The sequence below is a fragment of the Pseudonocardia zijingensis genome (assembly GCF_042657305.1).
Classification (GTDB): domain Bacteria; phylum Actinomycetota; class Actinomycetes; order Mycobacteriales; family Pseudonocardiaceae; genus Pseudonocardia; species Pseudonocardia zijingensis.
The window spans coordinates 97,737-109,751 of the sequence record NZ_JBHSKO010000026.1 but is presented as its reverse complement, the minus strand read 5'-3'; the positions used below and the strand labels follow the sequence as shown (position 1 = coordinate 109,751).

Sequence of the window (12,015 nt, the reverse complement as noted above, 5' to 3'; positions counted from 1 at the left end):
GGCCGCGGCGCAGTGGTGGCGACGGTCGAGCTGCACGACGTGCGGCACGCGTTCGGCGGCAACCCGGTGCTGCGTGGGGTCAGCATCGGGTGGGACGCGGGCGAGGTGCTCGCGCTGATGGGTGCCAACGGCGCGGGCAAGTCGACGCTGATCAAGGTGCTGGCCGGGGTGCACCCCCTGCAGCACGGCCGGATCAGCGTGGGTGGCACGCCGCTGTCGGCCGCCGACGGTCCCCTGGCCGCCCGCAGGCTCGGCATCGAGACCGTGCACCAGCGGATCGACGAGGGCGTCGTCCCCGGTCTGTCGGTGGCGGAGAACCTGTTGTTCGAGCGCATCGCGCAGTCCGAGCTGCCTGCGGTCGGCTCGCTGCGCAGGTTGCTCCCCGCGGCCCGCGAGGTCGCGGCGGGCCTCGGGCTCGACTGGAGCGACGCGACGCTGCGCCGCGACATCCACGAGCTCGGGATCGCCGACCAGCAGCTCGTGCTGCTCGCGCGGGCGCTGTCGCGGCGGCCGCGGCTGCTCGTGCTCGACGAACCGACATCCGCGCTGTCGGCCGCCGAGACCGACCGGCTCTTCGGTGTCGTCGACGACATGCGCCGCAGCGGCGTCGCCGTCCTGTACGTCTCCCACCGCATCGGGGAGATCGACCGGCTCGCCGACCGGATCGCCGTGCTGCGCGATGGGAGCATCCGCTCCGAGCAGGCCAAGCCGTTCGACTGGCCGGCCGCGGTGCGCGACATGCTCGGCGAGCGGGGCGCGCAGGAGCTCGTCGAGATCCACGACCGGCGCGGCGACGAGGACGTGCTGCAGCTGCGCGGGGCGCAGCTGTTCCCCGGCTCCGCGCCGTTCGACCTCACGCTGCGCCGCGGCGAGGTCACCGGCGTCGTCGGCCTGCTCGGGGCCGGCAAGAGCGAGCTCGCGCTCGGCGTCTTCGGCGCGCAGCCGTTCGCGGCCGGGACGATGCGCCTCGCCGGTGAGCCGTACGCCCCGGCGTCCCCCGCGGACGCGGTGGCGCGGGAGGTCTACCTGGTGCCCGAGGACCGCGCGGCGCAGGCGATGCTGCCCGGCTGGTCGATCGCGCGCACCGCGTCGCTGCCGTTCCTGCGGGCGCTCTCGCCCCGCGGCGTCCTGCGTCGCGGGAAGGAACGGGCCGACGGGCGGGCCGTCGTCGAGCGGTTCGACGTCGTGGCGTCCTCGGAGACCCAGCCCGTGGACGCCCTGTCCGGCGGGAACCAGCAGAAGGTCGTGGTGGGGCGGTGGCTGCGCGGGCAGCCGCGGGTGATGGTGCTCGACGAGCCGTTCCGCGGCATCGACATCGGCGCCCGCCACGACCTCTCCCACCGGCTGCGCGAGCTGGCCGCCGAGGGGTCGGCCGTGCTCGTGCTCGCCTCGGACGTCGACGAGGTGCTCGAGGTGGCCGACCGCGTGGTCGTGCTGGTCGAGGGCGTCCCCCGCCTCGACGCGCGCAGCGTCGACGTGACCCGCGACCGGATCGTCGCGCAGATGGCGGCGCTCACCCGCGCCGAACCGCACGGAGAAGGGGTGGCCTGAGTGGCGATGCCGAAGACCGAGGCAGAACAGGCGGCCGCCGCGGCGGCCCCGGCCGAACCCCGCCCCGGCGTGCGCGAGCTCGCCGTCCGGTACGGGTTCATCGCCATCACGGTGGCGCTGTTCGTCTTCTTCGCCGTCACCGAGGAGACCTTCCGGCAGCCGAGCACCCTGTTCTCGATGCTGAAGTTCGCCTCCGTGGTGGCCGTCGTCGGGCTCGGGGTGACGCTGACGATGGTGGTGGGCGGGCTCGACCTGTCCGTCGGCGCCGTCGCCGGGATGGCGGTCACGATCTCCGCGATGACCATGGTGATCTACGCGCAGGTCGGGGGCGTGGCGATCGCGCTCGTGCTGCTCGCAGGAGCCCTCATCGGTGCGGTCAACGCGCTCCTCATCGTCGTCCTGAGGATCCCCGACCTGCTCGCCACGCTGGCCACGATGTTCGTCGTCATGGGACTGAAGCTCGTGCCCGTCGACGGCCAGTCGGTGTCGTCGGGCATGGTCCTGCGCGACGGGAGCGTGGCGCCCGGCCGGTTCACCCCCGACTTCCTCGCCATCGACCGCGCCTTCGTCGGCCCGATCCCGCTGCCGGTCCTCATCGTCGGGCTGATCTCCGTCGCCACCTGGTTCTTCCTCAACCGCACCCGCTGGGGACGCCTGATGTACGCCGTGGGCGCCAACCCGGAGGCGTCCCGGCTCGCCGGTGTCCGGGTGGGCCGCTACCGCGCGCTCGCCTACGTCCTGTCCGGGGTGTTCGCCGCGATCGGCGGGCTCATCCTGTCCGCGCGCATCGGCCAGGGCGACATCAGCGCAGGCAACTCCCTGCTGCTCGACGCGGTCGCCGTCGCGCTGGTCGGCACGTCGGTGCTGGGCATGGGCCGCCCGAACGCCTGGGGCACGATCCTCGGCGCCGTCCTCGTCGGCATCCTCATCACCGGCCTCACCATCGCCGGGTTCCCCTACTACGGCCAGGACGTCGTCAAGGGGATCGTCCTGCTGCTCGCCCTGCTGTTCTCGTTCACGCTGTCGCGGCGCCGCTCCCGCTACACGCCCGCCGCGGTCATCTGAGGAGCGATCGATGACGACCGACACCGCTGTCGAGGCCCCCTACGAGATCCTCACCCCGCAGACCGTGCCCGCGTTCCTGCGGTCCCGGCCCGCCCTCGCCGAGCGCGTCGACCCCGACGACCTGCGCTCCGTGCGCGAGGTCGGCGACGGCAACCTCAACCTCGTGTTCGTGCTCGCCGACGGCGCGGGGCGCGGTCTCGTGCTCAAACAGGCCCTGCCGTACGTGCGGCTGGTGGGCCCGAGCTGGCAGCTCACCCCCGACCGCGCCCGCCACGAGGCCGAGGCCCTCCGCCTGCACGGGCGGCTCGCCACCGACCTCGTGCCGCAGCTGTACGACTACGACCCCGACCGCTACGTCCTCGCCATCGAGGACCTGTCCGATCACCGCGTGTGGCGCACCGCGCTGAACGACGGCCTGCGCCACGACGGCGCCGCCGAGGCGATGGGCCGCTTCGTCGGGAGGATCGCGTTCGGCACCTCGGTGCTCGGCATGGACGCGGGCGAGCGCGCCGCCACCCTCGCCGCCGCCGTCAACCCCGAGCTGTGCCTCATCACCGAGGACCTCGTGTTCACCGAGCCGTACGTCGACGCCGGGCGCAACAGCGTGCTGCCGGCGAACGAGCGCGACGCCGCCGAGCTCGCCGCCGACCGCACGATGGTCGACGCGATGGGGCAGGCGAAGTGGGCGTTCATGACCCGGGCCGAGGCGCTCCTGCACGGCGACCTGCACACCGGGTCGGTGATGGTGCGCGCCGCCGACGGCGAGGAGGGCCCGGCAGACTCGGTGAAGGCGTTCGACTCCGAGTTCGCCTTCTACGGCCCGGTGGCGTTCGACCTCGGCGCGCTCTGGGGCAACTACGTGATCGCCGCCGCGCGCGCCACCGCGCTCGGCGACGACGAGCGGGCCACGTGGGCATTGGGGCTGTGCACCCGCACCTGGGACGCCTTCGAGGCCGAGTTCCGCGGCGCGTGGGCCGACGAGCGTGCCGACCCGCGCATGTTCGGCGACGACCTGCGCGAACACCTGCTCGCGACGTGGCGGTCCGAGGCCTGGCTCTTCGGGGCGGCGAAGATGACCCGCCGCATCGTCGGGCTGGCCAAGACCACCGACATCGAGACGCTCCCGCCGCCGCTGCGTGAGGGCGCCGCCCGCGGCGTGCTGCGGACGGCGCGCCGCTGGGTGCGCGAACGCGTGGTCGACAGCACACCCCGCCGGGCCGGGGACATCGCCGGGGAGGTGCTCGCGGCCACGGCGACGCGCGGCTGAGCCGGACGGGGCCGACCCAGCCCGATGAGGTGATCGGCCCTTTGTGCGGGTGCGTGGCCGGCAATCGGTTCCAGCTGGTGTGTGGGCCTTCGAGGCGGCTGCGCCGGGTTGCTGGCACATCGGTTGTGGTACCGGCACATCGGTTGCAGTCGATGTGTGAGCACCAGAGGTGGTGTGCCGGCGTCTGAGGCGGCCGGGGCGAGGTGCTCGCACATCGGTTGTGGTACGGCGAAGCTGCTCATGGCGCACGGTTTGCCGGTGGCCACCAGGGTGGCGTCGTCGCCGGGGCGGCGGCGGGCGAACTCGGCCAACAACCGCGCCTGCCGCGCCTGCGCCCACCCGGCGAGCCGTTCGAACCCCACGTCCGCGTCGATCAGCTGCGCATCCGACAACCCGGCCGGAACCGACGTGTCGGTGTCGATCTCCAGGGCGAACAGCCCGGACAGGGCGGTGTTGCCCCAGGTGCGGTCCTCCACGTCACAGCGCAGGTCACGTTCGATGGCCGCCCGGTCGAAGGCGTCCTCGAGTTGAGGATCAGCGGGATCGAACATGTGTTCGATGATGCGCGCCACGGCGGTAATTCGCAATCATGAGCGGGACCTGCGGCACGATCAGTTCGTGACCCGCGTACCGGCCCCGGACGGAGCGCACCTCGCCGTCCGGACCTCCGGCGCGGAGGCGCCGTTGCTGCTGCTCAGCGGCCAGGCGGGCTCGCACGAGTGGTGGACGCGGGTCCGCGCCGACTTCGACGCCTTCCGCCGCGTCGTCACCCTCGACTGGCGCGGCACGGGCGACAGCGACGCCCCGCCCGGCCCGTACAGCACGCAGGGGTTCGCGGAGGACGCGATCGCCGTCCTGGACCACCTCGGCATCGACCGCGCCGACGTGTACGGCACGTCGATGGGCGGTCGCGTCGCGCAGTGGATCGCCATCCGCCACCCGCACCGCGTGCGGCGCCTCGTGCTCGGCTGCACCTCCCCCGGCGGGCCGCACGCCGTGGAGCGCTCCGCGGCCGTGCGCAAGGCGCTGGCCGACCCCGACCCCGCGGCGGCCCGGCGCGCCCTGCTCGACCTCATGTACTCGCCGGAGTGGACGGCACGCCACCCCGGGCCGTACTGGACGCTCGGCGACCCCACGATGTCCCGGCAGGCCCGCCACCAGCACCTGCTGGCGAGCAACGGGCACGACGCCTGGGCGGAGCTGCCCCGGATCACTGCACCCACGCTCGTGCTGCACGGCGACCGGGACGACCTCAACCCCACGGCCAACGCCCCGCTGCTGGCCGACCGGATCCCCGGGGCCCGGCTGCAGCTGATCGCCGGCGCCCGGCACGCCTACTTCGAGGAGTGCCGCGACGAGGCGAGCGCCGTGGTGCGGGAGTTCCTCACGGCCGGCTGACGGCCCGCCCGGCGAGCGCCCGCACCTCGCCCGCGAGGCGCGGCCAGAGCGCTCGGGGCAGGTCGTGGCCGACGCCGGGTAGCAGCAGGAGGCGGGCACCGGGCACGGCGGCGGCCGTCGCCCGCGCGGCCGAGGTCCGCAGGAGCGGGTCCTGCTCCCCGTGCACGACGAGGGTGGGCGCGGAGATCTCGGCGAGTCGCCCGCCGCTCCACGGGGCGCCGGTCTGGCGGCTCTGGGCCCGCACGTCCCGCACCCCGCTCGTGACCTCCCGGTCCACGGCGGCCCGCACCTGGTCCTCCTCGAACGGGTAGCCCGGCGACGCGATCATCCGGGCGAGGGCGAGCCCGGCGGCGACGTCGCCGTCCCGTCCCTCGGGAAACCGCAGCCGTGAAGCCCGCAGCACGAACCGGAGCCGGATGTGGCGCAGCTGCGCCAGGCCGGTCGCGTCGCTGGGCATGGCGCCCGAGACCGTGATGCTGCAGACCCGCTGCGGGTGGCGCAGCGCGATCCGCTGTGCGAGGAGGCCACCCATCGAGTGCCCGAACACGTGCGCGGAGTGCCACCCGACCGCATCGAGCACGGCCACGGCGTCGTCGGTCATGTCCTCGGCCGTGTAGAGGGCTCGGCGGGCGCGGAACAGCGCCGCGAAGGGGTGGACGTGGTCGGCGTCGGGGAACCGGGTGGACCCGCCCGCGTCGCGCTGGTCGTAGGCGACCACGTGGAACCCCTCCCGCACCAGCGCGGACACGAAACCGGCCGGCCACCACGCCCGGGAGACCCCGAGCCCCATCACGAGCAGCAGCGGGTGGCCGCCCGTGCCGCCGAGGTCCTCGTAGGCGATCCGGACCGCCCCGTTGTGCGCGTAGCCGGTGGCCATGCCGTCCTCCTTGTGCGATCAGTGTTCGCAGACCCGAGCGTACGGCACTGGGTACGCTGTTCGCAAAGAACGGGAGGGCACGTGACGGATCGGCCGCGCAGCATCTGGCTGCGCCCGGAGCGCACCGGGCGCGGCCCGGTGCCCGAACACGACCGTGCCGGCATCACGGCGGCGGCGGTGTCGCTCGCCGACGCCCACGGTCTCGGCGCCGTGTCGATGCGCAGGATCGCCGCGGAACTGGGCACCGGGCCGGCCTCGCTGTACCGCTACGTCGATTCCCGCGACGAGCTGCTGGAGCTCATGGCCGACGCCGTCGCGGGCGAGGTCGACCTGTCCCGCCCGCCGTCCGGGAACTGGCGCGCCGACCTCGTTGCACTCGCCCACCAGGTGCGCGCCGCCTACCGCCGCCACCCGTGGCTGCTCGACCTCGTCCCCGGCCGCGTCGGGATCGGCCCGCGTGCGGTCGACCAGCTCGAACACGCTCTCGCCGCGCTGGCCGGGCTGGACGTGCCGGGCCCGGTCAAGCTGGAGGCTGTGGCGATGCTGAACGGAATCGTCGCGCTCGCCGTGCGGACCGAGCTCCAGGCCGGGGGCTCCGCCACGGCGTGGAGCGCCGCCCAGGGCGAGTTCCTCGGGGCCGTCACCTCGGCGGGCACCCACCCGCACCTCGCCGCGGCGCTCGCCGGGGCCCCGCCCGCCGCCGAGGAGGACCTGCTCGACCGGATCCTGCCGCGCATGCTGGCCGGCCTCCTCGAACCGTAGCGGCCCGGCACGCCGCTACGCCCGCAGCAGCTCCACCACCGACTGCATCACGTCGGCCCGGCTGCGTCCACCGTGGTCCGCGGCGATGAAGTGCGAGCCGACCGCCACCGCGAAGGCGATCAGGCACCGGGCCTCGAGCTCGTCCTCGTCGGTGCAGAAGGTGCCGAACTGCGCGCGCAGGTAGTCCATGCGCCGGTTGTCGACGCGGCGGAGCCGGGCCGCCACCGCGCCGTCGCGGCGGGCCCAGTCGCGGACGGCGAGGTCGATCTCGCGCAGGTCGTCGGCGAAGGTGAGCACGCCGGCCCGGCGCGCCTTGGTCATCGGGTCGCCGCCTTCGCGTTCGACGCGCTCGAGCACCTCGTCGGTGCTCCGCCGTTCCCAGGTGTCGAGCATCTCGGCCAGCAGCTCGTTGCGGTCGGCGAAGTGCCCGTAGAAGCCGCCCTTGGTGACGCCGATCGCCTGCGCGAGCGATTCCACCCGCACGGCGTCGGGCCCGCCTGCGGCCAGTGCCCGCAACGCCGCGGCCACCCAGGCACTCCGGGGCGTGCGGACGGGTGGCGGCATGGCATCGAGTATCCCGGATCGGCTTGACACGCGTTCCGGCAGTGCTAGTTTCCACGATATATACGGTGCCGTATACATCGAGGGGAAGCGATGCACGAAGAACGTGGTCTGCCGCCGGGACAACGCCAGGTCGAGGGGTTCCCGCGCTTCGGCGCACACCTGGCCCGGCCCGCGCCCGCTGTGCCCGCCCATCCGGTCATCGAGCTGGGCGGGGCGCTGAGCGAGCCCGTCGAATTCCCGCTCTCACAGCTGCCCGGCCTCCCCCGCACGGAGATCGCGGCCGACTTCCACTGCGTCGCCGGCTGGTCGGCCACCGGCCTGCGCTGGGAAGGGGTGTCGTTCGCGACGTTCTACCGGGCGGTCGTCGAGCCGGCCCTGCCGCCGGGGACGGCGATCACCCACGTCGTGTGCCGCGGGCTCGACGGGTGGCGGTCGGTGCAGACCGTCGAGGACGCGATGGCCGACGACGTGCTGCTCGCCGAGCACCTCGACGGCCGGCCGCTGGACGGCGACCACGGAGCGCCGGTCCGGCTGGTCAGCCCGCGCCAGTACGGGCACTTCAGCGTGAAGCACCTCTGCGGGATCGACGTCCTGACCGCCGCGCCGGCGTGCACCGAGGGCCCGCTGCTGCGCCCCCACCCGCGCGGGCGCGTCTGGGAGGAGGAGCGCCACGGCCTCGTGCCCGGCCGGCTCGTGCGGCCCGTCTACCGGGCGTTGATCGCGCCGATCCGGGCCCTCAGTGCCCGCGGCGCGGGCCGGACCGCCGCGCCTGCGCCGCCGCGCTGACCCGCCGTCAGTCGAGGTTCGGCCGCAACCAGTCCTCGACCTCGGACTGCGGCAGCATGCGGCGCTCGGCGTAGTCGCGCAGCTGGTCGGCACCGATGCGCCCCACCGTGAAGTAGCGCGACCCCGGGTGGGCGAAGATCAGCCCGCTGACGCTCGACGCGGGTGTCATCGCGTACGAGGTGGTGAGGCCGATGCCCGCGGCCTCGGCCCCCAGGAGCTCGAACAGCTCCTTCTTGAGGCTGTGGTCGGGGCTCGCCGGGTAGCCGAGGGCGGGGCGGATGCCGCGGAACCGCTCGGCGTGCAGGTCGGCCATCTCCGGCTGGGCGTCGGGCTCGAACCAGGCCCGCCGGGCCTCCAGGTGCGCGTACTCCGCGAACGCCTCGGCCAGCCGGTCGGCGAGGGCCTTGACCATGATCGCCCGGTAGTCGTCGTGCTCGGCCTCGAACCGGGCGGACAGCTCCTCCGCGCCGTGCACGGACACCGCGAAGCCACCGAGGTGGTCGCCCGTGGGCGCGACGTAGTCGGCGAGGCAGCGGTTGGCCCGGCCCGCGGGCTTCTGCGTCTGCTGGCGCAGCATCGGGAAGCGCACGCCGTTCTCGAGCACGATGTCGTCGCCCTCCGCGTGCGCGGGCCAGAAGCCGTAGCGGCCCCTGGCCTGCAGCGACCCCTCGGCGATGATCTCGTCGAGGAGCCGGTTGCCGTCGTCGAAGAGCTCGCGGGCGGCCGGCGTCTCCAGGATGGCCGGGAACTTGCCCTTCAGCTCCCAGGCCAGGAAGAAGAACTGCCAGTCGATGAACTCGCGCAGCGTCGACAGCGACGGCGCGACGTCGCGGATCCCGGTGAACGCAGGCACCGGCAGGTCGTCGAACGCCACCTGTTCCCGGTTGGCGCGGGCCTGCTCGATGGTGAGCATGGGCCGCTGCTGGCGGGCGGCGTGCTGGGTGCGCAACCGCTCCTGCTCGGCGCGGTTGTCGGCGTCGAGCAGCTCGGCCCGCTTCGGGTCCAGCAGCTGCGACACCACGCCCGTGACGCGCGACGCGTCGAGCACGTGCACGGTGCTGGCGTCGTACTCGGGCGCGATCCGCACGGCCGTGTGCTGGCGGGACGTGGTGGCGCCGCCGATGAGCAGCGGGAGCTTGAGGCCGCGGCGCTGCATCTCCTGCGCCACGTTCACCATCTCGTCCAGCGACGGCGTGATCAGCCCGGACAGCCCCACGACGTCCGCGCCCTCGGCCACGGCGGTGTCGAGGATGACGCTGCCCGGCACCATCACGCCGAGGTCGACCACCTCGTAGTTGTTGCAGGCCAGCACCACGCCGACGATGTTCTTGCCGATGTCGTGCACGTCGCCCTTGACCGTGGCGAGCACGACCTTGCCCTGGCCCTGCCGCTCGTCCTCCTGCACCTTGCCGGACAGGCGCAGCTGCTCCTTCTCCGCCTCCATGAACGGCTCCAGGTAGGCGACGGCACGCTTCATCACCCGCGCGCTCTTCACCACCTGCGGGAGGAACATCTTCCCCGAGCCGAACAGGTCGCCGACGATCTTCATGCCGTCCATCAACGGCCCCTCGATCACCTCGAGCGGCCGCGCGGCCTGCGTGCGCGCCTCCTCGGTGTCGGCCTCGACGAAGTCGACGATGCCGTGCACGAGCGCGTGGGAGAGCCGCTGCTCCACCGGGGCGTCGCGCCACGACAGGTCCACCTCGCGCTTCGTGCCGGACCCGGTGACGGTGCCCGCGAACGTCACCAGGCGGTCGGTGGCGTCCTCGCGCCGGTCGAACAGCACGTCCTCGACCAGCTCCAGCAGGTCGGCGGGGATGTCCTCGTACACCGCGAGCTGGCCCGCGTTGACGATGCCCATGTCGAGGCCCGCCCGCACCGCGTGGAACAGGAACGCCGAGTGGATCGCCTCGCGCACCACGTCGTTGCCGCGGAACGCGAACGAGAGGTTCGAGATCCCGCCGGACGTGCGCGCCCCCGGGCACCGCTCCTTGATCAGCGGCAACGCGTCGAGGAACGCCTTGGCGTAACCGTTGTGCTCGGACATCCCGGTGGCCACCGCGAGCACGTTCGGGTCGAAGACGATGTCCTCGGGCGGGAAACCGACCTCACGGGTGAGCAGGTCGTAGGCCCGGGCGCAGATCTCGACCTTGCGCGCGGCGGTGTCGGCCTGCCCCTTCTCGTCGAAGGCCATCACCACCACGCCCGCGCCGAACGAGCGCACCCGGCGGGCGTGGTCGAGGAAGACGTCCTCGCCCTCCTTCAGGCTGATCGAGTTGACGATCCCCTTGCCCTGCACGCACTTGAGCCCGGCCTCGAGCACGCTCCACCGGGAGCTGTCGATCATCACCGGCACCCGGGCCACCTCGGGCTCGGTGGCGATCAGGTTGAGGAAGGTGGTCATCTCCCGCTCGCTGTCGAGCAGGTCGGCGTCCATGTTGACGTCGATGATGTTCGCCCCGCCGCGCACCTGCTCCAGCGCCACGTCGACGGCAGCCTGGTGGTCGCCCGACTCGATGAGCCTGCGGAACCGCTTCGACCCGGTGACGTTGGTGCGCTCGCCGATCATCAGGAACCCGGTGTCGGGCCCGATGGTGAGCGGCTCCAGCCCGCTGTAGCGCGCCGCGTCCGGCGGGGCGGACACCGCGCGCGGGGAGCGCCCCTCCACCGCGGACGCCAGCTGCGTGATGTGCTCGGGCGTGGTGCCGCAGCACCCGCCCACGACGTTGACCATCCCGGCGTCGGCGAACTCGCGCAGCAGGCCCGCGGTCTCGTCGGGGGTCTGGTCGTAGCCGCCGAACGCGTTGGGCAGGCCGGCGTTCGGGTGGCAGGCCACGTAGGTGTCGGCGAACCGGGCGAGCTCCGCGACGTGCGGGCGCATCTCCGCGGCGCCCAGCGAGCAGTTGACCCCGACGACGAGCGGCGAGGCGTGGCGCACCGAGTTCCAGAACGCCTCGACGGTCTGCCCGGACAGCGTGCGCCCGGACAGGTCCACGATCGTCACCGAGATCCACAGCGGCAGGTGCGGCGCCACCTCCCGGGCCGCGGCGATCGCGGCCTTCGCGTTCAGCGTGTCGAAGATCGTCTCGACGAGCAGCAGGTCGGCGCCGCCCTCGGCGAGCCCGGCGATCTGCTCGGCGTAGGCCGCGCGGACCTCGTCGAAGGTGACGGCGCGGTGAGCCGGGTCGTTGACGTCCGGCGACAGCGACAGCGTGACGTTGAGCGGGCCGATCGAGCCGGCCACGAACTTCCCACCCGCCTCGTCGGCGGCCTGGCGGGCCAGCTGCGCGCCGCGGACGTTCATCTCCCGCACCGCGGCCTGCATGCCGTAGTCGGCCTGGCCGATCGAGGTGGCCGTGAACGTGTTCGTGGTGGTGATGTCCGCGCCCGCCGCGAAGTAGCGGCGGTGCCCCTCGAGCACGACGTCGGGGCGGGTGAGGTTGAGCAGGTCCGGGTCGCCGGTGACGTCGTGCGGGTGGTCGGTGAACCGCTCACCCCGGTAGTCGTCCGGGGTGAGGCGCATGCCCTGCAGCAGCGTGCCCCAGGCGCCGTCGAGCACCGCGATCCGGCTGTTCAGGAACCCGACAAGCTCCTCGGTGCGACTGTTCGACATGTGCACGCGCCCCCTCCGTTGACCGGAGGCGCCCTTGCTGCACGTCGTGCGGGCCGAGCGTGGCGGACGTGATGTCCGTTGCAGCGCCTCTCGACCCGTGCGGACGAGGGTACCCGGCGCCGCAACCCGCTC

Annotated in this window: 10 protein-coding genes and 1 riboswitch; of the genes, 7 read left to right on the top strand and 3 right to left on the bottom strand. The window is 73.4% G+C overall.

Features of this window, described 5'->3' with window-relative positions; all coding sequences use genetic code 11:
- Positions 1–15 precede the first annotated feature (15 nt).
- The 5 genes from ACFPL3_RS34575 to ACFPL3_RS34555 all read left to right on the top strand — a co-directional run bounded on the left by ACFPL3_RS34575 (position 16) and on the right by ACFPL3_RS34555 (position 5,281).
- Positions 16–1,551 (top strand): sugar ABC transporter ATP-binding protein, encoded by a 1,536-nt coding sequence (locus ACFPL3_RS34575; protein WP_343940986.1) that lies wholly within the window; start codon positions 16–18, stop codon positions 1,549–1,551.
- A gap of 6 nt (positions 1,552–1,557) precedes the next feature.
- Entirely contained in the window at positions 1,558–2,616 is a 1,059-nt protein-coding gene (locus ACFPL3_RS34570; protein WP_343940987.1) for an ABC transporter permease, read from the top strand.
- 10 nt (positions 2,617–2,626) lie between these two features.
- Positions 2,627–3,883 carry an S-methyl-5-thioribose kinase gene (gene mtnK, locus ACFPL3_RS34565; RefSeq protein WP_343940988.1) on the top strand — a complete coding sequence of 419 codons (1,257 nt, stop codon included), beginning with the start codon at positions 2,627–2,629 and terminating at the stop codon, positions 3,881–3,883.
- A gap of 203 nt (positions 3,884–4,086) precedes the next feature.
- Positions 4,087–4,476 carry a hypothetical protein gene (locus tag ACFPL3_RS34560; RefSeq protein WP_343940989.1) on the top strand — a complete coding sequence of 130 codons (390 nt, stop codon included), beginning with the start codon at positions 4,087–4,089 and terminating at the stop codon, positions 4,474–4,476.
- Positions 4,477–4,501: 25 nt separating this feature from the next.
- Entirely contained in the window at positions 4,502–5,281 is a 780-nt protein-coding gene (locus tag ACFPL3_RS34555; RefSeq protein ID WP_343940990.1) for an alpha/beta fold hydrolase, read from the top strand.
- Here ACFPL3_RS34555 and ACFPL3_RS34550 read toward each other — a convergent pair.
- The gene (locus tag ACFPL3_RS34550) at positions 5,268–6,158 is read right to left on the bottom strand and encodes an alpha/beta fold hydrolase (RefSeq protein ID WP_343940991.1); all 891 of its coding nucleotides are present in this window, start codon (positions 6,156–6,158) and stop codon (positions 5,268–5,270) included. The two genes, ACFPL3_RS34555 and ACFPL3_RS34550, sit on opposite strands and share 14 nt — an antisense overlap.
- A gap of 81 nt (positions 6,159–6,239) precedes the next feature.
- Here ACFPL3_RS34550 and ACFPL3_RS34545 point away from each other — a divergent pair, with 81 nt between their 5' ends.
- Positions 6,240–6,920, top strand: a complete 681-nt coding sequence (locus ACFPL3_RS34545; RefSeq protein WP_343940992.1) for a TetR/AcrR family transcriptional regulator — start codon at positions 6,240–6,242, stop codon at positions 6,918–6,920.
- A 15-nt stretch (positions 6,921–6,935) separates the two neighbouring features.
- On the opposite strand, the gene ACFPL3_RS34540 is transcribed toward ACFPL3_RS34545, so the two are convergent.
- Positions 6,936–7,484: a TetR/AcrR family transcriptional regulator gene (locus ACFPL3_RS34540; protein WP_343940993.1), complete on the bottom strand. Its 549-nt coding sequence runs from the start codon at positions 7,482–7,484 to the stop codon at positions 6,936–6,938.
- Positions 7,485–7,574: 90 nt separating this feature from the next.
- On the opposite strand from ACFPL3_RS34540, the gene ACFPL3_RS34535 reads away from it, so the two are divergent.
- Positions 7,575–8,270, top strand: coding sequence for a molybdopterin-dependent oxidoreductase (locus ACFPL3_RS34535; RefSeq protein ID WP_343940994.1), 696 nt, complete (start codon positions 7,575–7,577; stop codon positions 8,268–8,270).
- A 7-nt stretch (positions 8,271–8,277) separates the two neighbouring features.
- Here ACFPL3_RS34535 and metH read toward each other — a convergent pair whose 3' ends face one another.
- Positions 8,278–11,883, bottom strand: a complete 3,606-nt coding sequence (gene metH / locus ACFPL3_RS34530) for a methionine synthase (RefSeq protein WP_343940995.1) — start codon at positions 11,881–11,883, stop codon at positions 8,278–8,280.
- 19 nt (positions 11,884–11,902) lie between these two features.
- A riboswitch (S-adenosyl-L-homocysteine riboswitch) is annotated at positions 11,903–11,981 on the bottom strand.
- Positions 11,982–12,015 lie beyond the last annotated feature (34 nt).

Coding starts and splice junctions, on each gene's coding strand:
- ACFPL3_RS34570 (WP_343940987.1), top strand. CDS start 1,558: ATGCCGAAGACCGAGGCAGAACAGGCGGCCGCCGCGGCGGCCCCGGCC.
- mtnK (WP_343940988.1), top strand. CDS start 2,627: ATGACGACCGACACCGCTGTCGAGGCCCCCTACGAGATCCTCACCCCG.
- ACFPL3_RS34550 (WP_343940991.1), bottom strand. CDS start 6,158: ATGGCCACCGGCTACGCGCACAACGGGGCGGTCCGGATCGCCTACGAG.
- ACFPL3_RS34540 (WP_343940993.1), bottom strand. CDS start 7,484: ATGCCGCCACCCGTCCGCACGCCCCGGAGTGCCTGGGTGGCCGCGGCG.
- ACFPL3_RS34535 (WP_343940994.1), top strand. CDS start 7,575: ATGCACGAAGAACGTGGTCTGCCGCCGGGACAACGCCAGGTCGAGGGG.
- metH (WP_343940995.1), bottom strand. CDS start 11,883: ATGTCGAACAGTCGCACCGAGGAGCTTGTCGGGTTCCTGAACAGCCGG.